At 63.6% G+C, this 17,983-nt stretch carries 20 protein-coding genes and 2 tRNA genes; 12 read left to right on the top strand and 10 right to left on the bottom strand.

The window, feature by feature from the left end:
- Nucleotides 1-343: 343 nt before the first annotated feature.
- On the top strand, nucleotides 344-1,522 hold the full coding sequence (locus tag AC0L2H_RS21355; protein ID WP_473592060.1) for a cystathionine beta-lyase: 1,179 nt from the start codon (nucleotides 344-346) through the stop codon (nucleotides 1,520-1,522).
- 24 nt (nucleotides 1,523-1,546) lie between these two features.
- Here AC0L2H_RS21355 and AC0L2H_RS21350 read toward each other — a convergent pair whose 3' ends face one another.
- Nucleotides 1,547-2,158, bottom strand: a complete 612-nt coding sequence (locus AC0L2H_RS21350; RefSeq protein WP_473592059.1) for a CGNR zinc finger domain-containing protein — start codon at nucleotides 2,156-2,158, stop codon at nucleotides 1,547-1,549.
- Between the two features lie 167 nt (nucleotides 2,159-2,325).
- Here AC0L2H_RS21350 and AC0L2H_RS21345 point away from each other — a divergent pair, with 167 nt between their 5' ends.
- The 5 genes from AC0L2H_RS21345 to AC0L2H_RS21325 all read left to right on the top strand — a co-directional run bounded on the left by AC0L2H_RS21345 (nucleotide 2,326) and on the right by AC0L2H_RS21325 (nucleotide 5,811).
- Entirely contained in the window at nucleotides 2,326-3,024 is a 699-nt protein-coding gene (locus tag AC0L2H_RS21345; protein ID WP_473592058.1) for an alpha/beta fold hydrolase, read from the top strand.
- 95 nt (nucleotides 3,025-3,119) lie between these two features.
- On the top strand, nucleotides 3,120-3,968 hold the full coding sequence (locus AC0L2H_RS21340) for an alpha/beta fold hydrolase (RefSeq protein WP_473592057.1): 849 nt from the start codon (nucleotides 3,120-3,122) through the stop codon (nucleotides 3,966-3,968).
- 29 nt (nucleotides 3,969-3,997) lie between these two features.
- Entirely contained in the window at nucleotides 3,998-4,177 is a 180-nt protein-coding gene (locus tag AC0L2H_RS21335) for a hypothetical protein (RefSeq protein ID WP_473592056.1), read from the top strand.
- The gene (locus tag AC0L2H_RS21330) at nucleotides 4,174-4,461 is read left to right on the top strand and encodes a ScoMcrA-related endonuclease (RefSeq protein WP_107652152.1); all 288 of its coding nucleotides are present in this window, start codon (nucleotides 4,174-4,176) and stop codon (nucleotides 4,459-4,461) included. The genes AC0L2H_RS21335 and AC0L2H_RS21330 overlap by 4 nt, the downstream gene beginning before the upstream one ends.
- Nucleotides 4,462-4,722: 261 nt before the next feature.
- Nucleotides 4,723-5,811: an HPP family protein gene (locus AC0L2H_RS21325; protein WP_473592055.1), complete on the top strand. Its 1,089-nt coding sequence runs from the start codon at nucleotides 4,723-4,725 to the stop codon at nucleotides 5,809-5,811.
- A 116-nt stretch (nucleotides 5,812-5,927) separates the two neighbouring features.
- Here AC0L2H_RS21325 and AC0L2H_RS21320 read toward each other — a convergent pair whose 3' ends face one another.
- Nucleotides 5,928-6,842, bottom strand: coding sequence for a crotonase/enoyl-CoA hydratase family protein (locus AC0L2H_RS21320; RefSeq protein ID WP_473592054.1), 915 nt, complete (start codon nucleotides 6,840-6,842; stop codon nucleotides 5,928-5,930).
- 84 nt (nucleotides 6,843-6,926) lie between these two features.
- Here AC0L2H_RS21320 and AC0L2H_RS21315 point away from each other — a divergent pair, with 84 nt between their 5' ends.
- From AC0L2H_RS21315 to cyoD, 5 genes are all read left to right on the top strand, one after another.
- Nucleotides 6,927-7,508, top strand: coding sequence for a TetR/AcrR family transcriptional regulator (locus tag AC0L2H_RS21315; RefSeq protein WP_473592053.1), 582 nt, complete (start codon nucleotides 6,927-6,929; stop codon nucleotides 7,506-7,508).
- A gap of 222 nt (nucleotides 7,509-7,730) precedes the next feature.
- A complete protein-coding gene (gene cyoA, locus AC0L2H_RS21310) occupies nucleotides 7,731-8,693 on the top strand; it encodes a ubiquinol oxidase subunit II (protein WP_473592052.1) in 963 nt (320 codons plus the stop codon).
- Nucleotides 8,694-8,695: 2 nt separating this feature from the next.
- Nucleotides 8,696-10,699, top strand: a complete 2,004-nt coding sequence (gene cyoB / locus AC0L2H_RS21305; RefSeq protein ID WP_473592051.1) for a cytochrome o ubiquinol oxidase subunit I — start codon at nucleotides 8,696-8,698, stop codon at nucleotides 10,697-10,699.
- Nucleotides 10,696-11,388, top strand: a complete 693-nt coding sequence (locus AC0L2H_RS21300; protein ID WP_473592050.1) for a cytochrome (ubi)quinol oxidase subunit III — start codon at nucleotides 10,696-10,698, stop codon at nucleotides 11,386-11,388. Before cyoB ends, AC0L2H_RS21300 begins: the two co-directional genes overlap by 4 nt.
- Nucleotides 11,385-11,795, top strand: a complete 411-nt coding sequence (gene cyoD / locus AC0L2H_RS21295) for a cytochrome o ubiquinol oxidase subunit IV (RefSeq protein WP_473592049.1) — start codon at nucleotides 11,385-11,387, stop codon at nucleotides 11,793-11,795. The genes AC0L2H_RS21300 and cyoD overlap by 4 nt, the downstream gene beginning before the upstream one ends.
- Before the next feature lie 8 nt (nucleotides 11,796-11,803).
- Here the strand turns inward: cyoD and AC0L2H_RS21290 are convergent, their stop codons facing one another.
- The 3 genes from AC0L2H_RS21290 to AC0L2H_RS21280 all read right to left on the bottom strand — a co-directional run bounded on the left by AC0L2H_RS21290 (nucleotide 11,804) and on the right by AC0L2H_RS21280 (nucleotide 14,323).
- Entirely contained in the window at nucleotides 11,804-13,030 is a 1,227-nt protein-coding gene (locus AC0L2H_RS21290) for an anion transporter (RefSeq protein WP_473592048.1), read from the bottom strand.
- An 849-nt stretch (nucleotides 13,031-13,879) separates the two neighbouring features.
- A tRNA-Arg gene (locus AC0L2H_RS21285) sits at nucleotides 13,880-13,956 on the bottom strand.
- 61 nt (nucleotides 13,957-14,017) lie between these two features.
- Complete coding sequence (locus AC0L2H_RS21280) at nucleotides 14,018-14,323, bottom strand: ETC complex I subunit (RefSeq protein ID WP_097575469.1); 306 nt, start codon at nucleotides 14,321-14,323, stop codon at nucleotides 14,018-14,020.
- A 124-nt stretch (nucleotides 14,324-14,447) separates the two neighbouring features.
- Between AC0L2H_RS21280 and AC0L2H_RS21275 the strand changes: the two genes are divergently transcribed.
- Nucleotides 14,448-14,524, top strand: a tRNA-Pro gene (locus AC0L2H_RS21275).
- Nucleotides 14,525-14,753: 229 nt separating this feature from the next.
- Here AC0L2H_RS21275 and AC0L2H_RS21270 read toward each other — a convergent pair.
- From AC0L2H_RS21270 to AC0L2H_RS21250, 5 genes are all read right to left on the bottom strand, one after another.
- Nucleotides 14,754-15,134 carry a type II toxin-antitoxin system VapC family toxin gene (locus tag AC0L2H_RS21270; protein WP_473592047.1) on the bottom strand — a complete coding sequence of 127 codons (381 nt, stop codon included), beginning with the start codon at nucleotides 15,132-15,134 and terminating at the stop codon, nucleotides 14,754-14,756.
- Nucleotides 15,131-15,388 carry a type II toxin-antitoxin system Phd/YefM family antitoxin gene (locus AC0L2H_RS21265; RefSeq protein ID WP_473592046.1) on the bottom strand — a complete coding sequence of 86 codons (258 nt, stop codon included), beginning with the start codon at nucleotides 15,386-15,388 and terminating at the stop codon, nucleotides 15,131-15,133. The genes AC0L2H_RS21270 and AC0L2H_RS21265 overlap by 4 nt, the downstream gene beginning before the upstream one ends.
- 110 nt (nucleotides 15,389-15,498) lie before the next feature.
- Nucleotides 15,499-16,203: a DnaA regulatory inactivator HdaA gene (hdaA, locus tag AC0L2H_RS21260; RefSeq protein WP_473592045.1), complete on the bottom strand. Its 705-nt coding sequence runs from the start codon at nucleotides 16,201-16,203 to the stop codon at nucleotides 15,499-15,501.
- Between the two features lie 5 nt (nucleotides 16,204-16,208).
- Nucleotides 16,209-17,396, bottom strand: coding sequence for an AI-2E family transporter (locus tag AC0L2H_RS21255; RefSeq protein ID WP_473592044.1), 1,188 nt, complete (start codon nucleotides 17,394-17,396; stop codon nucleotides 16,209-16,211).
- Complete coding sequence (locus AC0L2H_RS21250) at nucleotides 17,368-17,925, bottom strand: CDP-alcohol phosphatidyltransferase family protein (RefSeq protein WP_473592043.1); 558 nt, start codon at nucleotides 17,923-17,925, stop codon at nucleotides 17,368-17,370. Before AC0L2H_RS21250 ends, AC0L2H_RS21255 begins: the two co-directional genes overlap by 29 nt.
- Nucleotides 17,926-17,983 lie beyond the last annotated feature (58 nt).

The raw sequence follows: 17,983 nt of genomic DNA, 5'->3' as shown, positions 1-17,983 counted from the left end.
GCCGACGCGCTGCCTCCCATTCACAAACTGCATCGAAGGCGATTATTCCTGTGAGGTCAAGGAAAATGACCGAAAGCGAAAGACTTTGAAAACCAATTGCCTGAAATGCCTGAATTGCAGACAAACGCATCGGAAAGCAGCAAGCCACGCAAACAGAATTGGCCGACTCGGACCAGCCCGATCCGGGTTTCCCCTAGGGCATCATCCTTGCGATCTACTTGGCATTACGGCCACTTGGCCAAGAGAATTGGCATATCCGATGATCGCCGACTGGCGAGCGCCGGCTGTTGCACGGCCAATGCCGCCGCACTATGGCTAGCGTCTCACCACAAGGCGAAGAAGAATGGCACAAGACGGCGTCGACAGCATGGGCATCAACACGCGGCTTGCCCACTCCGGCAACAATCCGCACGACTATTTCGGCTTCGTCAATCCGCCCGTCGTGCATGCCTCGACCGTGCTCTATCCCAATGCGGCGGCGATGGCGGCGCGCAGCCAGAAATACACCTACGGCACGCGCGGCACGCCGACCACCGATGCGCTGGCTGCCGCCATCGACGCGCTGGAGGGTTCGGCCGGCACGATCATGGTGCCCTCGGGCCTGGCGGCGGTGATGGTGCCGTTGCTGGCCTTCCTGTCGTCTGGCGATCATGTCCTGATCGTCGATAGCGTCTATCACCCGACCCGCAATTTCGCCGACACGATGCTGAAGCGGCTGGGCATCGACGTCGAATATTACGATCCACACGCAGGCGCCGGCATCGCGTCCCTGATCAAGCCCAACACAAGGGTGGTGTTCACCGAATCGCCGGGTTCCAACACGTTCGAGGTGCAGGACATACCGGCCATCGCCAAGGCAGCACATGCCGCGGGCGCCATCGTCATGATGGACAACACCTGGGCGACGCCGCTCTACTTCCGCCCGCTCGACCACGGCGTCGACATCTCGATTCACGCCGCGACGAAGTACCCTGCCGGCCATTCCGACGTGCTGCTCGGCACCGTGTCGGCCAGCGCGGATTGCTGGAAACAGCTTTGGGAAACCTTCAACACGATGGGGTGCTGTGCCGGACCTGACGACGTCTACCAGGTACTGCGCGGCCTGCGCACGATGGGCGTGCGCCTCGACCACCATCAGCGCAGCGCACTCGCCATTGCCAACTGGCTCGAGGGCCAGAAGGGCGTAGCGCGCGTGCTGCACCCTGCCCTCCCCAGCCATCCCGACCACGGGCTGTGGAAGCGCGACTTCCGCGGCTCGAGCGGCATCTTTTCGATCGTTCTGGCGGGCGGCGGGCAGAAACAGCAGCATGCCTTTCTCGATGCGCTGAAAATATTCGGCCTCGGCTATTCCTGGGGCGGCTATGAGAGCCTTGCGGTGCCGGTCTTCCTCGGCGACCGCACCGTCGCCAAAGGCCCTTATGACGGACCGCTGATCCGCCTGCAGATCGGGCTGGAGGATGTCGACGACCTCAAGACCGATCTGGCGCGCGGCCTGGCAGCGGCAGGCGCGGTTACCGTCTGACATCCTGGCAGCGAACGACCTTGGCTAATCTTGATCCGCCTTGATGCGGTGCCGATGGGCGGCCTGCTTTGCCCGATTCCCACACAGCGCCATGCTGCACCAGCGGCGCCTGTGCCCGCGCGTGTGGTCGGCAAAAAGCAACGTGCACGTCGGACCCTCGCAGGCCTTCACATGTAAAAACTCCTCGGTGCAAACAAGCTGCGCCAAAGCTTCCCCGACAGGAAGCAAGAGCGCCTCGGGCGTACGCCACTTGCGCGCTGCCTCAAGCTGAAGGGGCATATCCCCATCGGCGGGCGCCGGGACGATCCGGCTGAAGGTCTCATCGCCCTCGAGCAAGCGATTCAGCGGCTCCAGTTGTGCAAGATCGCCGGCGGCAAGGGGACGTCCCTTATGTTCGCGCACGAAACCTCGGAACCATTCCCGCAGGCGCCTCGCCTGATCGGCCGTCCTGTCAAGTTCGCCCGGAAGGGCGTGCCTGCGAATGCTGTCGAGCGCCTCTGGCGGCACCAGGCGCGCCTGATCGAGCCAGTTCAGCAATCCCTCGCCGTCATCGATCCAATCGACCGGCGTTGCGATCGAGTTGAGGAAGTCCAGGCCAAGCGCGTCGCCAATAAACATTGCAGGTGGGCGGGACATTACAACTCCCATTGCGCATCGGCGGCAGGCCGGGCGTCAATCAGCGAACACAAGCCCGTGATAACCCCTCCAAAGCCAATTGACAAGTTATGGTCATATTGTGTAACCGTCATAAATCAATTAAACAGGTTACTGCGTGACAAACTCTATCCGGAAGGAGAGCTAAGATGCCGTCGAGTGATTTGAGTATCGTGCTCGTCCATGGCGCCTGGGCTGACGGGTCGAGTTGGGCCAAGGTCATCGCGCCGCTCGCTGCACATGGCCTCAAGGCTGTCGCCGCGCCGCTGCCGCTGACATCGTTCGAGGACGATGTGACGGCGCTGGACCGGGCGCTGGAGCGTATCGCCGGGCCTGTCGTTCTGGCCGGCCACGCCTATGCCGGCGCGGTGATCGGAGCGACCCGCAGCGAAGAGGTAAAGGCGCTTGTCTATGTGGCGGCACTTGCGCCCGACGAGGGCGAGACAGTGGCTGACGTTTTCTACCGCGCCGCACCGCATTCCGAGGCGCCAAAGCTCGCGCCAGACGATCACGGCTTGATCTATCTGCCGGAGGCCGCCTTCGCGGCTGCCTTTGCACAGAATGCCTCGCCGGAGGAACTGGCGGTGCTTCGAGCGGTCCAGCGGCCAATCTCACCAGCGTGCATCACGGTCGCCATGCCGAGGCCGCTGTGGAAGGACAGGCCGGCATGGTTCCTGATTGCCGGCGAAGATCACATGATCGTCGCGGAGACCCAGCATTTCCTGGCGCGGCGAATGAAGGCCCGGGTGTACGCGCACCCGGTCGACCACACGCCGATCGTCACTGCGCCGGGTTGCGTCGTCGAGGTTATCCTCGAGGCGGTGCGTGCCTGCGAGGAGCGGACCTGAGTTTCAACAGTCCGGCAACATGCGACGGGTTCGGTCGCCTCAAACTTCAGCAATCTTCTTAATCCCAGTTTTTCGATTACAGGACGGAGAGAACAATGAGCTCAATCACCTACCGCAGAGCCGATGTGGACGGCTTCAACATCTTCTATCGCGAAGCCGGCACCCCCGGTGCGCCAAAGCTGCTTTTGCTGCACGGCTTCCCCAGCGCCAGCCACATGTTCCGAGATCTCATTCCGCTACTTTGCGACCGCTTCCATATTGTTGCACCCGATCTGCCGGGATTCGGCGGCTCCGACATGCCCTCGCCCAAGGTATTCGCCTACACGTTCGACCACATTACCGAAATCATTGACCGCTTCACCGAGGTGATCGGTTTCGACCGCTATGCCCTCTACGTCTTCGACTACGGCGCGCCGACCGGATTTCGGTTGGCAATGAAGCACCCCGACCGTATCGCCGCGATCATTTCGCAGAATGGCAATGCCTACGAGGAGGGCCTGAGCGACGGCTGGAGCCCGATCCGGGCCTATTGGCAGGACGCTTCGCCGGCCAATCGAGATGCGCTGCGCGCCATGCTCAGACCGGAGACGACCGTGTGGCAGTACACACACGGCGCCGATGTCAACGCGGTCTCTCCCGACGGCTACTCGCTCGACAATTTCTACCTCGCCCGGCCGGGCGCCGACGAAATGCAGCTCGACCTGTTTGGCGACTACAAAAGCAATGTTGCCCTCTACCCGGCTTTCCAGGCCTATTTCCGCACCCACAAACCGCCTTTCCTCGCGGTGTGGGGCAAGAACGACCCCTTCTTCCTGCCACCAGGCGCCGAGGCGTTCAAGCGCGACATGCCGGACGCTGTGGTTCGTTTCTTCGACACCGGCCACTTTGCTTTGGAAACGCATGCCAAAGAGATCGCGGCTGCGATCAGCGACTTTCTGCGATGATCAGACCACGAGCAATCGGAAGGACTACCATGTCAAAATCCGTTGCCGTCATCACCGGTGCCTGCCGGGGCATCGGCCATGGCACCGCCATCCGGCTCGCGCGCGACTTCTCCGCCCGCCGCACACTGGATGACCGGCTCGACGCTGCGCATGGATGGCGGCGAGGTGAAATCGATTTGAAACGCGGAACATGGAGGATGAACAAATGATTTCCTGGGATCGCGTGACGCGCGCCCACGTCTTGCGCGCGATGGAAGAATACGACCGGCTGGGCGCGGCGCGGTTCTTCGCCGAACATGGTTTCGCTCCGACAACGAGTTACGAACTAGCCTGGCAAGACCGTCTTTACCCACCGAAAGCGATCCTCGGAACGGCCTACGAGTTCGCCACCGGGGGGCGACTTGCCTCAAGCGAGTTCGAAGGCGGCAAGACCGGCGCAGTGAAGGTGCTGGGCAAGCTGGGATTCACCATTCAGGCAAAGCAGGCCGGCTAGCCCATTCGATTTCAACCTGCGCCAAGCCGGTGATGCCCGCCGGCCTTTGGCTGCCCGGCGGCTGGTGAAACGATTCCGCAGACGCCGGCAAACTATTGGCGCAATTGAGAAAGCGAAGGCCGCTGGCGGCATCCCGTCCGGGCGTCGTCGCGCAATAATATTCTCTCCAGCCTCAAATGTACGGATTGGTTTGACTTCCAAATCCGCCGCTTCAGCCGCATTGCGGGAACCGCAAATTTCTCTCGCATTCCAGAGCTGACCATGGCCTTCCGTCTTTTCGTTCCCATTCTCGCCGGCGCGACGCTGCGCGAGCGCATCATCGCCTGTATCGGCGCGACGATCGGCATTGCGCTGACGGGTGCGATCGGCGGCCTGGTGCTTGGCAACGGCCCGCATGTGCCGCTGCTGGTGGCGCCGATGGGGGCATCGGCGGTGCTCTTGTTCGCGGTGCCGGCAAGCCCGCTGGCGCAGCCCTGGTCGATCATAGGCGGCAACACGATCTCGGCGCTGGTCGGGGTGATCGTGGCGCATTTCGTGCATGAGCCGGTCCTTGCCACGGGGATTGCCGTAGCACTTGCCATCGCCGCCATGTCGTTCACACGCTGCCTGCATCCGCCCGGCGGCGCAGCTGCTCTTACCGCTGTGTTCGGCGGGCCGGCCGTCATCAATGCGGGTTTCCTGTTTCCCTTCGTCCCGGTGGCGCTGAACTCCGTCGTGCTGGTGGCGCTCGGCTACGGCTTCCACATTCTGTCCCGACGCAACTATCCGCACGTGCCGGTCCCTGCCCCCAGGAGCGCGCATGGAACCGTCGACCCGCCGGCGCGGGAGCGGGTCGGCTTCCGGCCCGAGGATATCGATGCCGCGCTCGGCGCGCTGGAGGAGACTTTCGATATCGACCGCAACGATCTCGAACGGTTGCTGCGGCAGGTCGAATTGCAGGCGATGGTGCGTTCGCACCGGACCTTGCTGTGCGAAGACATCATGTCGCGTGACGTGATTTCGGTCGATGAGCAGGCGCCTGCCGACGAGGCCCGCCATTTGCTGCTCGACCATAACATCCGCACACTGCCGGTCGTGGATGGCGAAGCAAGGCTGGTTGGCGCCGTCGGCTTACGGGAGCTGACGCGAGCGGCGGGGGCTGTGAAAGGCGTGACATCGACGGCGGCGACCGCTTCGGCAAGCGCGCCGGCGATGAGCCTGCTGCCCGTGCTCACCGATGGGCGCAGCCACGCCGTCGTTATCGTCGACGACGACAGGCGCATCCTGGGCCTGATCACGCAGACCGATCTCCTGGCGGCGACGGCGCGGGTGCAGGCTGCAAACACGCCAACGGTGCAAGCGGCTCAATAACCGCTGCCTGGAAGGGTGTTCGGGAACCTTTTTGCAGAGGAAAGGTCGGCGGAACAAGGATGAATCCCGCCGAAGGCATCGGCGAGCCTGACGCTGAAGACGGCCGAAGCGGTCGACTATTTCTGCCGCTTCCATCCCAACATGAAGGGTCGCCTTGTGGTCAGGCCTTGATCCTGCTCCGCTGCCCCGTCCAGCGCCAGTGAGGCGCGCCTGGCTTCGTCAGGCCGCGTGACATGCGTCCACGAGCCGTCATAGCTCGGCTTGCGCCGCGCGATCCAGGCGTCCAGCCCTTCGCGCAGATCGGCGGTCGGGGCCATGCGGGCAAACTGCTCGGCCTCGACCAGCAAGCCCTCGGCAATGCTCTGGTTGAGGCCGCGCGCCACTGCCGTGAGGATGCTCGCGACTGCCGCCCGAGAGTGGCGGCCGATGCGATGGGCGAGATCGAGCGCGGCCGGCATCAGATCCTCATGCGGCACCACCTGGTTGACGAGGCCGATCTCTAATGCGCGCTGCGGCGAGAATGCCTCGCCCGTCAGCAGCAATTCGAGCGCGCGCTTGCGCCCGGCCAGCCGCGGCAAGCGCTGCGTTCCGCCAAAGGTCGGCGGCATGGCAAGATTGATCTCGGGCTTGGCGAAAAGAGCTCGTCTGCTGGCGATGGCGAGCGGCACCGCTTCGGTGATCTCGCAGCCTCCACCAAAGGCAAGGCCATTGACGGCCGCGATGACGGGTTTGCGGAAGGCTTCCAACCGCGCCGTCAGCCGCTGGCCGCGCATGACGAAGTCGCGCAGCGCGATGTCGGCGCCGCCGGCAACGCTGACCGAGAATTCAGGAATGTCGGCGCCAGCGGAGAAGGCCCGCTCGCCGGCGCCGGTGAGGACGACCGCGAGGACGGTATCGTCGACTTCAATCTCGTCGAGAACCGCAAGCAGCCGGTCGATCAGGGCATAATTCAAGGCGTTGAGTTTTTCGGGGCGATTGAGGGTGAGCACCGCGATCCCGTCGCAGCTTTCGCTCAGCACAAGGTCGGTCATATCTTTCCCTTTCCGGCATGCGATGGCCGCAAAGGATCAGGTTCCTCATTGTATGTATATTTACTAGACGGTATACATGGCTACATGGCTGACGCTGCAAGCCCTACCCGCAAGCGCATTGTCGACGCCGCGACGAAGCTCTTCTATGGCCAAGGCATCGGCCGCGTCAGCGTCGACGCGGTGGCCGAAAAGGCAGGCCTGACCAAGCGCACGCTTTATTATCACTTCAAGAGCAAGGACGAGCTGATCGCCGCCTATCTCGATGGCCGCGATCAGCCCAATCTTAAACAGATGGCCGGCTGGTTCGACGATGCCGAAGGCGGCGCGGACAAGAAGGTGGAAGCGATCTTCACCAACCTGGCGCGCGTGACCCGCCACCCCAAATGGAAAGGCTGCGGCTTCCTGCGCACGGCGGCGGAACTGGCCTCGATGCCCGGACACCCGGCGGTCAGGGCCGGGGCGCGGCACAAGACCAGGTTCGAGACATGGCTGGCCGGCGAATTGTCGACCCACGGCATCGCTGAGCCGCAAATGCTGGCGCGCGAGATCGTGCTGCTCATGGACGGCGCCTTCTCGATCATGCTCATCCATCGCAATCCCGACTATGTCGAAGCGGCCGGACACGCGGCCGGTGTGTTGGTCAAGGTGAGAATGGGGGCGACTTAGATATCGGCGCGGTCTCAATGAACTGCCGCTGAGCGCCAGACCTTCTCGATCGTGGCCATAACGGAAGGGCTCCCCTGGTCGCTCGTCTAGACAAAGTCCTCGCAATGCGCGAGCATCCACGGCCTCGTGCACGAGCGGCCATTGATGCCTTCACCATGGCGGATGCAATATCCGAAATCGACTGAGGCCTTGGTGGTGTGGCGCAGACGAGTAGGATGACGGATGCCAGTGTTGCCCTGTAAATCCAGGCCGGCACGCTCACTTTTCTGGGTGCTTGCGGTTGCAAGCCTGTCCGGCTGCGCGGGCGGGGTGCTTGATCCGCAAGGCCCGATCGGTGCCGGCAACCGCACGATCCTGCTCAACTCCCTGGCCGTGATGCTGGTCATCGTCATTCCGACGCTGGTGGCGCTGCTTGCCTTCGCCTGGATGTTCCGCGCCTCCAACAGCAAAGCCCGCTACGATCCGGAATTCACCTATTCGGGCCGCATCGAGCTGATCGTCTGGTCCATCCCGACGCTCACCATCCTCTTCCTTGGCGGACTGATCTATTACGGATCCTATCATCTCGATCCGCGCAGGCCGATCGCCTCCAGCCAGCCGCCCCTCGAGATCCAGGTGGTGGCGCTGGACTGGAAGTGGCTGTTCCTGTACCCGGACCAGGGCATCGGTACGGTCAACCAGCTGGTCGTCCCTGCCGGCGTGCCGGTGCGTTTCAAGCTGACTTCGGCCAGCGTGATGAACACCTTCTTCGTGCCCCAGCTCGGCAGCATGATCTATGTCATGAACGGCATGCAGACCGAACTGCATCTGCAGGCCGACCGCGAGGGCGATTATTTCGGCCAGTCGGCGCATTTCAGCGGCGACGGTTTTTCGGACATGAATTTCCGCGTCCGGGCGGTCTCCGCCGACGCCTTCTCCAGCTGGATCGCCACCGTGCGTGGCGCGGGCGGCGTGCTGAACGCCAGGGCCTATAGCGACCTTGCCCGGCAAAGCATCAAAGTGCCGCCCGCCTCGTTCGGCCATGTCCAGCCCGGCCTGTTCGATGCGGTCGTGCGCCAGACGCTGCCGCCGGGTCCGGGGCCGAGCGAAACCGCCGCCGGCGAGACGCGGATCAGCCCCAAGGCGCAACCGGCGGCGGGCGCGCCGGCCATGGCCCATCAGCCGCAGCCCAAAGAGGGAGAATGACGATGCTTGGCAAGCTCGACTGGTCGGCCATTCCCTTCGATCAGCCCATCCCGCTCGGCGCCGCACTCGTCGTCTTCCTGGCCGCAGCGGCAGTGCTGGGCTGGATAAGCGTGAAGGGGTACTGGCCCTATCTCTGGCACGAGTGGCTGACCTCCGTCGACCACAAGCGCATCGGCGTGATGTATATCGTGCTGGCGATGCTGATGCTGCTGCGCGGTTTTGTCGACGCCATCATGATGCGCACGCAGCAAGTGCTGGCCATTCACGGGCCCGGCTATCTGCCGCCGGAGCACTACGACCAGATCTTTTCGGCCCACGGCACGATCATGATCTTCTTCGCGGCGATGCCCTTCATGATCGGGCTGATGAATTTCGTCGTGCCGCTGCAGCTCGGCATTCGCGATGTCGCCTTCCCGACGCTGAATTCGGTCAGCTTCTGGCTGACGGCGACCGGCGCCCTGTTGGTCAACATCTCGCTCGTCGTCGGCGAGTTCGCGCGCACCGGCTGGCTGCCCTACGCCCCACTGTCGGAGACGACCTATTCGCCGGGCGTCGGCGTCGACTACTATCTATGGTCGATCCAGATCTCCGGCGTCGGCACGCTTCTGACCGGCGTCAACCTGGTGACGACCATCCTCAAGATGCGCGCGCCGGGAATGGGCTATCTGCGCATGCCGATGTTCTGCTGGACATCGCTTGCCTCCAACCTGCTCATCGTCGCGGCGTTCCCGATCCTGACCGCAACGCTCGCCATGCTGACGCTCGACCGCTATCTCGGCTTCCACTTCTTCACCAACGAAGCCGGCGGCAACCAGATGATGTTCGTGAACCTCATCTGGGCATGGGGCCATCCGGAGGTCTATATCCTGGTGCTCCCCGCCTTCGGGCTGTATTCCGAAATCTTCTCGACCTTCTCCTCGAAGCCGCTGTTCGGCTACCGCTCGATGGTGGCGGCGACGCTGTTCATCTGCATCGTCTCCTTCATGGTCTGGCTGCACCACTTCTTCACCATGGGTGCTGGAGCCGACGTCAATGCGGCGTTCGGCATCGCCACCTCGGTCATCGCCGTCGGCACCGGCGTGAAGGTCTACAACTGGCTCTTCACCATGTATGGCGGGCGCGTCCGTTTCGACACGCCAATGCTGTGGGCGCTGGGCTTCGTGACCACCTTCACCATCGGCGGCATGACGGGCGTTCTGCTCGCCGTCCCGCCGGCCGACTTCATGCTGCACAATTCGCTGTTCCTGGTGGCGCATTTCCACAACGTCATCATTTCGGGCGTGCTGTTCGGCGCCTTCGCCGGCTTCACCTACTGGTTCCCCAAGGCGTTCGGCTTCCGGCTGCATGAGGGCTGGGGCAAGGCGGCGTTCTGGGTCACCCTTGCCGGCTATATCCTTGTCTTCGCCCCGCTCTATGCGGTCGGCCTGCTCGGCATGACGCGGCGTCTTCAGCACATCGACATGGACATCTGGGCGCCGTACCTCAAGGTGGCGGCGTTCGGCATATTGGTGATGATCGCCGGCGCCGCGTGCCAGATTACCCAGCTTGTCGTCTCGATCCGGCGCCGCGAGGAGCTGCGCGACGAGACGGGCGACCCCTGGGACGGGCGTTCGCTGGAATGGTCGACCGCCTCGCCGCCGCCCGCCTTCAACTATGCGCGGCTGCCGCAGGTCGAAAACGAGGAGCCCTACTGGACCATCAAGCAGCGGGCCCTCGAGGAGCAGAGCCCGGCCGACGAAGAGAGCTACGAGCCGATCGAAATGCCGCGCAACAGCCCGACAGGCTTCGTCACCGCCTTCTTCAGCACGCTGATCGGCTTCGCGCTGATCTGGCACATCTGGTGGCTGGCGATCGTCGGCTTCATCGGCGCCTACGCCACCTTCGTCGTCTTCGCCTGGCGCGACCATGGCGACTACGAGATATCAGCGGACGAGGTCGCGCGCATCGACAGCGAGCGCAAGGCCGCGCAGCTTGGCTGGCTGCGCAGGCGGGAGCGCGTGGCATGAGCGACGCGACGGGCGCCTTTTCCAGCGATATCGCCGCCGGCAGCGCGACACACGATGCGCACCGGCCGGGCCATGGCCACGGGAACGCGCATGGCTGGGCGACCGGCCACGGACAAGGCGGCCCGGCTTCGAAATTCGTCACAGTGGCCTACGGCTTCTGGATCTTCCTGTTGTCCGACATCATCATGTTCTCGGCCTTCTTCGCCGCCTACGCCGTGCTCGCCAAGGCGACCGCCGGCGGACCGACCGGCAAGGAATTGTTCGACCTCACGCGCGTTGCGGTGCAGACCGGGCTTCTGCTCACCTCGAGTTTTACAGGTGGTCTCGCAACGCTCGCGACCCAGCGCCGTTCGATGGCGGGCACCCAGTTCTGGCTTCTGGTCACCGGCCTGCTCGGGGCGGCCTTCCTGTTCCTGGAGGTGCAGGAGTTCGCGGCGATGGCCGCCGAGCAGGCCGGCCCCTCGCGCAGCGCCTTCCTGTCCGCCTTCTTCGCCCTTGTCGGCTGCCACGGCACCCATGTCGGCCTTGGCCTGCTCTGGCTCGGCACCATGATGGCGCAGCTTTGGGTCAAGGGCTTCCGGCCGGAGATATTGCGGCGGCTGCACTGCTTCGGCCTGTTCTGGCACGCGCTCGACATCATCTGGGTCGCCATCTTCACCCTGGTCTATCTGCTCGGAGCATCGTCATGACCGACATCGACAGCCGGATCGACGAAGACCTCGATCGCCGTGATTCGGCGCCGGGCGAGGAGAGCATCACCGAGCACGAGCCGGCAGGAGGGCTGCCGGGCTACCTGCTCGGCTTCGGCCTTGCGATCCTCTTGACCATCGCCTCCTTCCTCGCGGCGCAAACCGGCCTGATCTACCAGCCGGCGGTGATCTCGGCTCTGGTGGTGCTGGCGATCGCGCAGATGGGCGTGCACCTCGTCTTCTTCCTCCATCTGACCACGGGGTCGGACAACACCAACAATGTGCTGGCGCTTGCCTTCGGCGTGCTGATCGTCACGCTGGTCGTGCTGGGGTCGATATGGATCATGGCTCATCTCAACCAGAACATGGCTCCGATGAGCGCGCATCAGGCGGAGATGATGCCTTAGCCGACAAATCAAGGCATCGCGGCCATCCACGCCGTCCCGGCCAGCAGCGTCACCAGCGTCAGCGGCAGGCCGACCTTGAAGAAGGCCATGAAGGACAATGTTTTGCCCGCCGCCCGCGCCTGCTCGGCGACGATCAGATTGGCGACGGAACCGAGCAGCGTGAAATTGCCGGCCAAGGTCGAGCTCATGGCCACCACCAGCCAGGCGCGCTCAGGATTTTCCAGGCCGGGAATGAACGGCCGCAGCGCCAGCACCGCCGGAACATTACTCATGATGTTGGACAGCACCGCGGTGAAACCGGACAGCCGCCAGACATCGCCCAGGCCGAGCTCTTTGGCCGAGGCGACGATGTCGGGCGTGAGCAGCGTCTTCTCGGCGCCGGCGACGACGATGAACAGGCCGGCGAACATGAACAGCAGCGGCCCGTCGATCTCGCGATAGATGCGCGATGGCTTGATGGCGCGGGTGACCAGAAGGATGGCGCCACCGATGAGCGCCGCCTTGGCGACCGGAACCCCGGCAAAGAAGGCGATCGCCAGGCCGATGCAGACGACCACCGCTTTCAGCACCTGACCCGGCAGCATGCGGCCGCGATAGACTTCGGGGCTAAGCTCGATCCGGCGCACGAATTCGGCCCGGTAGACGATGCGCACGATGACGATGACGGCGACGAGGCCGAACAGCGCCACCGGCGCAAGTGCCGCCGAAAAAGCCGGATAGGAAATCCCCGACAGCGCGCCGATGACCATGTTCTGCGGATTGCCGGTGATGGTGGCGACGCTGCCGCAATTCGACGCGGTGGCCGTGGCGATCAGGTAGGGAACCGGGTTGCGGTTGATGACGCGGGTGACGTGGACGACGATCGGCGCCATGACCAGGCAGATCGCGTCGTTGACCAGGAAGGCCGACAGGACACCGGTCAGCACCGTCACCATGACCAGCAGCATGAAAGGCGCATGCGCATGCTCGATGGCGAAAGCGCCGAGCGCACGGAAGGCGCCCGACACCTTCAGATGCGCGACGACGATCATCATGCCGAGCAGCAGCGTGATGGTGTCGAAACTGATGGCGCGGTAGGCCTCCTCCATGGAGAGCGCGCCGATAGCGATCATCGCAGCACCCCCGAGCAGCGCGATGCCCGCCCGGTCGAGGCGCAACCCGGGGATCGTGCCGATGGCAACGCCGGCATAGGTCAGGATCAGGATCAGCAACGCCGCCGCGCCCATCAGTGTCATTCGCAGATCGCCCCGTTCAGATCGCCCTGTTCAGATCGGCCGTCCCCGCATTGGCGAATACGGTCCACCCCTCTTCGACCGCGGACATGGAATGAACGCAAGCACATGAGGAGTCCGCGACGTCGGCGAATCCCTTCGCCGACCGGACGATCAGCGATATCCGAAAAAAGACCGGCTTCGCCAGCCTTTCCGGTGCAAATTGGAGCATATGTGTCCGGATTGGACCCAGAATAAATTGGCGATCCCGACGGGATTCGAAGCCGGCGCTCTATCCAGCTGAGCTACGGGACCGCTGCGCCCACCGCTGGATTATCAGCCATTGCCGAGCCGCGGATAGAAGTGCGGGCGCGTCTTCCTTCGTTTGCATGCTTCGGCGATATTAGTGAGGGTGCATATATCTGAGGCCGGAGCCCCCCACCCCCAACCGGCGAGGCTCGGTGCCGAAATCTGTCCGCACCGGAGCGGGCACCGGGCCGCTGCTCTCGCCCTGCCAACGGTCGTGATGCCAGCACCAAGTCAATTTCTTGACGCCGAAGACAGGGCACTCTGCCAACGAGTGGCCGATCAAGTAACCGCCGATGCAAAATGGTACAGCACATCGATCGACAAGCATGTTCTGGCTTCAACCATACTGAGCCTCTTTCAGCATGGCGTCGTCAACGAAGCGAATTTGCTCGCACATGTTCGCGCGCGCCGCCACGACTTCACAAAGCAAACCGGCTAGGGCCGGCCCGCCATGGGGCCGCGCGGAGCTGAAGCATCAGCGAAATTGTCGAAGCTCTTTGACCTGAATGTGGCGTCCCGCAAAGCACCGCGTTCGCGCAGGTCCGCATAAGCCATTGAAAATATTGGCGATCCCGACAGGATTCGAACCTGTGACCATCGGCTTAGAAGGCCGGTGCTCTATCCAGCTGAGCTACGGGACCGCTGGGCCGACCTGAGGGCCGGCTGAAACCATGCGCTGGAATCAACTCCCGGCGTTGCCGGTCAATGCGTCCAGGGCGTCCTGCGGTCATAGCGGAAATTCTCCGCATAGGAAATCTGGCGGCGCTTGGTTTCCTTCGGCTCCTCGACGCGGTAGGCGAGGCCCTCCTTCTGCGCATAGGCGACCGCTTCTTCCCTGGTGTCGAAGGTGAGCCTGATCTGGCTGCGCATGTCGCCCGACGTGGTATAGCCCATCAGCGGATCGATCTTCTTGCGCATCTCGGGATCGAATTCGAGCACCCAGTGGCCGGTCTTGGCCTTGCCGGATTGCATCGCGGTTTTGGCTGGGCTGAAAATGCGCGCGGACATGGCCACCTCATTGCTGTGCAAGGCAGCGTCGCTACCTCTGGCCCGTCATTACTGCGCAATGGGGGCGGCGGCAAGGTTTTTGCACTTGCGTTGCCGAGCCGAAATCACTAGGCAACAGACCGTTCGGAGTGTAGCGCAGCCTGGTAGCGCATCTGGTTTGGGACCAGAGGGTCGGGAGTTCGAATCTCTCCACTCCGACCATCCAATCTCCCCCCTTAAATCAAAACTGTCTGTAAGCGAGCTCGCCGGGCGAGAACCCCAACCGCCTACACTCCCGGCGAGCCTACTACCTGATTGATACGCATCAGGACCGGGATTAGCCGGCAAGCTGGGCGCTGCAAGATGGATGCCAGCTATTGTTTCCCGAAATGGGACAGCGGCTGGGTGGTCAATCGATGATGCGGCAACGCAAACACGCTCGCTACCAGCCTCAGAGCACGCTTTCGATATCGGTCTTGGTGAAATCGTCGCCGACATAAAGCAAGCGACAGGCATGCTCCTTTGCGACCTCATAAGCGAAGCAGTCGCCGAAATTGAGCGCCGCCGGGTGGACGCCCTTGCCCCATTGGCTGTAGATCTCGGCAATTCGGCGCGCCGAAGCCGGCGTCACCGTCACCACTTCGAAGCCTAGTCCGTCGATCAGGCTCGACAATTCCGCAGCGATGCCGCGCCGCGCCGCTACGATCAACGCCTCGGCCATGGTTCCGGCGGAAATCAAAAGATCGTCCGCGGCTTCGATCGCAATGCAGGCGCCGGCCTCAGGCTCGTCCAGGACGATCGCCATCAATGCCGAAGTGTCGACCGCGATCATTCCGGCAAGCCATCATCGCCATAGAGAAAATCCTGACTTCGTGCGGCGGAGGGGCCGCTGGCTGCCTTTGCACCGCCCGCCGCGCGCATAGCCTCCAGCAAGGCCCGGCGGCTTTTGCTGTCCGGCCGGGACCGGAGCGGGACCAAACGCACGGCGGCATGGCCATGGCGGGTCAGGATGATTTCATCCCCCGCCTCGGCACGGCGCACCAGCTCGGTCAACTGTCCCTTGGCGTCCGTGACGGATATCTGCATGCGCGGCTCCTATGGTATCGTTGTAGTCGATATCAAAATAATGGTCCATTTCAATCGAGGGATGAGCAGAGCGGAGCGCCTCCCGTGGATCCGTTCAAACGCTACGCGCTTTAGATATCGAACGCGCCCTGCCCTTCATCCATGGCGCTGACGGTCTCGGCGGCGAGGGCGCGGGTGATCGGCGTCTTGCGTTCTAGCGCGGTGCGGTCGAGCCGCTCGACGACCCGCATGGCGGTCGCCAGCGAGCGCTCGATGCGGCGCACCAGATATTGCACGACATGCGGCTCGACCTCGATCTGGCGGTCGGCGAACAGCTTGGTGATGACGCCGGCGAGAAGCAGGTCGTCGGGTTCGTGGATCTCGACCGTCGCCGCCGCCTTCAGCCGCGAGGCCAGATCGGGCAATCGGACACCCCAGGCGGATGGGAAGCGCCGCGCGGTCAACAGCAGGGTCGAGTGGGCGCCGCGCACCGTATTGATCAGATGGAACAGCCCCTCTTCATCCACCGGGCCGGCGTCGACATCGTCGATCAAGGCCGGGCGGGCGCCGAGCTCGGCGATGCAACCGCCGATGCGGCCGGCATCGACCGCCACCGCGCCGGCATGGGCCTGCCAGATCGAGGCCAGATGCGTCTTGCCCGAGCCGGCCGGTCCGGCCAGCACCACCACCGGCGAGGGCCAGTCCGGCCAGCGGTCGACCAGCTCAACCGCCTGGCTGTTGGTGCCGGAGACGACGAGATCATCGCGCGAATAGCCGGTGCCATGGCCGAGATCGAGCGGCAACTGGCGTGGCGGATCGATCTTGTTGTCGCTCATCCCTCTCAGCCGCGCGGCGTCCCCCTGCGGCGGCTGGGCGGCAGCGGCGGAGCCGGCTCGGCGCCGTGCCCCTTGTAGAGCGGCGATTCGAGATAACGGGCGATCGCAAAGCGCACCAGAACCGCGACCGCCGCCGAAGCCGGCACCGCGATCAAAAGACCGACGAAGCCGAACAGCGCGCCGAAGGCAAACAGCGCAAACATCAGCCACACCGGATGCAGGCCGACGCTTTTGCCGACCAGCCGCGGCTGCAGGATGTTGCCCTCGATGAACTGACCGACGAAGAACACGCCGGCCACCGCCGCTACCATGGTCCAGTCGGGCCAGAACTGGACGAAGGCGACGCCGACGGCCAGGACCAGCCCGGTCAGCGAGCCGACATAGGGGATGAAGGAGATCAGCCCGGCGAACAGGCCGATGAGGATGGCGAAGTTCAGTCCGGTCAGCGTCAGGCCGGTGGCGTACATGGCGCCCAGAACCAGGCAGAGCGTGCCCTGGCCGCGGACGAAACCGGCGGTGGCGGTGTTGACGTCGCTGGCGATCGCCCTGACGGTCTTGACATAATCACGCGGCACCCAGCTGTCGACGATCGCCACCATGCGGTCCCAGTCGAGCAGCATGTAGAAAGCGACGACAGGCGTGACCACGAACAGGCTGACGATCGACACCAGCGCCACGCCGGAACTCCAGATCGAGGTGAACACCGTTGTCAGCAGGCCGAAACCGGAGGTTAGCAACGAGTTCAGCCCGTCGCGCAGGCCATTGGCGTCGACGCCGAATTTCTGCTCCAGCCATTGCGGGTCGAAGCTGGTGATCAGCGCCTGCAATCGCGTCAGATATTCCGGCAGTTTGCTGGCGAAATCGGCCATCTGCGAGGCCAGCACCGGAACCAGGATGACGAAGGCCAGCACCAGGACGACGATGAAGGCAATGAGGATGACCACCGTCGCCATGAGGCGCGACAGGCCGAGCCGCTGCAGCCGGTCGGCAACGGGATCCAGGAAATAGGCCAGCACCATGCCGGCGACGAACGGCAACAGGATGTCGCTGAAGACATAGAGGAACAGCGCCAGCAGGACGGCGGTCGCCAGCCAAAAGAATATCTGCCGGCGCAATGCCACGGACGCAGCATAGTCGACCACCGCCGCCGCGGCGGCTTCCTCTTCAGTTGCCCGGTGTGGAGCCTTCGCCATAGCCGCTCATATGCCTCAGCCAAGCCACGAGATAGGCCGCGGCCGAAGCCACGGTCAAGACCCCGGACAGGATTATGAGCGCCGGCCTCAGCGGGTCGAGGCGAATGCCAAAGGCGAGTTCGCCCAGCACCACGGCAGCCAGCGCGATCTGGATGGCGGTGTTGGCCTTTGATACGAACAGCGGTTTCATCTCGACCGGATGGGCCATGACGGTGGACAACAGCACGGCGCAGACGATCAACGCATCGCGCGACACCATCGTCACCACCAGCCACAGCGGCAGCTCGCCGATGAAGCCCATGACGACGAACACCGAGACCAGGAGCAATTTGTCGGCCATCGGGTCGAGATAGGCGCCGAGCCTGGAATGCTGGTTGAAACGGCAAGCAATGAAGCCGTCGACGCCGTCGGAAATGCCGGCGACGAGAAAGCCGGCGAAGGCCCAGTCCCAGCGCATGTCGAGCATCGCCAGCACCACGGCCGGCACCAGCACCAAGCGCATGATCGTGATCAGGTTGGGGATGGTCAAGGCGATGTCCCGTCGCTTTTGTTGAGAGATAGATGATGGAGATGGCGGGTGGGCGCAA

Source organism: Mesorhizobium sp. WSM4871 (genome assembly GCF_055811295.1).
This window is presented reverse-complemented; position numbering and strand designations above follow the sequence as displayed.

Coding starts and splice junctions, on each gene's coding strand:
- cyoD (WP_473592049.1), top strand. CDS start 11,385: ATGACCGACATCGACAGCCGGATCGACGAAGACCTCGATCGCCGTGAT.
- hdaA (WP_473592045.1), bottom strand. CDS start 16,203: ATGAGCGACAACAAGATCGATCCGCCACGCCAGTTGCCGCTCGATCTC.
- AC0L2H_RS21255 (WP_473592044.1), bottom strand. CDS start 17,396: ATGGCGAAGGCTCCACACCGGGCAACTGAAGAGGAAGCCGCCGCGGCG.
- AC0L2H_RS21320 (WP_473592054.1), bottom strand. CDS start 6,842: ATGACCGACCTTGTGCTGAGCGAAAGCTGCGACGGGATCGCGGTGCTC.
- cyoB (WP_473592051.1), top strand. CDS start 8,696: ATGCTTGGCAAGCTCGACTGGTCGGCCATTCCCTTCGATCAGCCCATC.
- AC0L2H_RS21340 (WP_473592057.1), top strand. CDS start 3,120: ATGAGCTCAATCACCTACCGCAGAGCCGATGTGGACGGCTTCAACATC.
- AC0L2H_RS21335 (WP_473592056.1), top strand. CDS start 3,998: ATGTCAAAATCCGTTGCCGTCATCACCGGTGCCTGCCGGGGCATCGGC.
- AC0L2H_RS21315 (WP_473592053.1), top strand. CDS start 6,927: ATGGCTGACGCTGCAAGCCCTACCCGCAAGCGCATTGTCGACGCCGCG.
- AC0L2H_RS21265 (WP_473592046.1), bottom strand. CDS start 15,388: ATGCAGATATCCGTCACGGACGCCAAGGGACAGTTGACCGAGCTGGTG.
- AC0L2H_RS21325 (WP_473592055.1), top strand. CDS start 4,723: ATGGCCTTCCGTCTTTTCGTTCCCATTCTCGCCGGCGCGACGCTGCGC.
- AC0L2H_RS21290 (WP_473592048.1), bottom strand. CDS start 13,030: ATGACACTGATGGGCGCGGCGGCGTTGCTGATCCTGATCCTGACCTAT.
- AC0L2H_RS21345 (WP_473592058.1), top strand. CDS start 2,326: ATGCCGTCGAGTGATTTGAGTATCGTGCTCGTCCATGGCGCCTGGGCT.
- cyoA (WP_473592052.1), top strand. CDS start 7,731: ATGCCAGTGTTGCCCTGTAAATCCAGGCCGGCACGCTCACTTTTCTGG.
- AC0L2H_RS21355 (WP_473592060.1), top strand. CDS start 344: ATGGCACAAGACGGCGTCGACAGCATGGGCATCAACACGCGGCTTGCC.
- AC0L2H_RS21350 (WP_473592059.1), bottom strand. CDS start 2,158: ATGTCCCGCCCACCTGCAATGTTTATTGGCGACGCGCTTGGCCTGGAC.
- AC0L2H_RS21270 (WP_473592047.1), bottom strand. CDS start 15,134: ATGATCGCGGTCGACACTTCGGCATTGATGGCGATCGTCCTGGACGAG.
- AC0L2H_RS21300 (WP_473592050.1), top strand. CDS start 10,696: ATGAGCGACGCGACGGGCGCCTTTTCCAGCGATATCGCCGCCGGCAGC.
- AC0L2H_RS21330 (WP_107652152.1), top strand. CDS start 4,174: ATGATTTCCTGGGATCGCGTGACGCGCGCCCACGTCTTGCGCGCGATG.
- AC0L2H_RS21280 (WP_097575469.1), bottom strand. CDS start 14,323: ATGTCCGCGCGCATTTTCAGCCCAGCCAAAACCGCGATGCAATCCGGC.